Origin of the sequence: Massilia mucilaginosa, from assembly GCF_011682145.1 — a bacterium.
Taxonomy (GTDB): Bacteria; Pseudomonadota; Gammaproteobacteria; order Burkholderiales; family Burkholderiaceae_D; genus Telluria_A; species Telluria_A mucilaginosa.
Genome location: NZ_WHJH01000269.1, coordinates 1 through 338, shown reverse-complemented (window position 1 = coordinate 338; position 338 = coordinate 1). Strand labels below are relative to the sequence as shown.

The 338-nt window shown below is 53.6% G+C and carries 1 protein-coding gene; it reads left to right on the top strand.

The window, feature by feature from the left end; translation table 11 throughout:
• On the top strand, positions 1 to 338 hold a 338-nt coding region (locus F2P45_RS34815), incomplete at both ends, for a transposase (RefSeq protein WP_166882724.1).

Sequence of the window (338 nt, the reverse complement as noted above, 5' to 3'; positions counted from 1 at the left end):
AGGTGCCATTCATCGCGGCGGTGCAAATCTCGCCGGAAGGCCATCCGGTATATGCCATATTCTCCAGGGTGAAAACGTTCGGAAAAGCCGATGTGGCGCAATGGGCATTGAAACATCTGGCAGCAGCGAGTATCGTCGTCTCCGATGGTTTGAACTGCTTCACGGCAGTGCAGGCGGCCGGTGCAAAGCATGAGCCATCGGTCGTGGGCACTGCCCGCAAGAGCAGCGCAATGCCTTGTTTCAGGTGGATAAATACCGTTCTGAGTAACCTGAAAACCGCCACCGGCGGAACCTACCATGCTTTCAATTTCGATAAATATGGTTTTCTCTATTTGGCC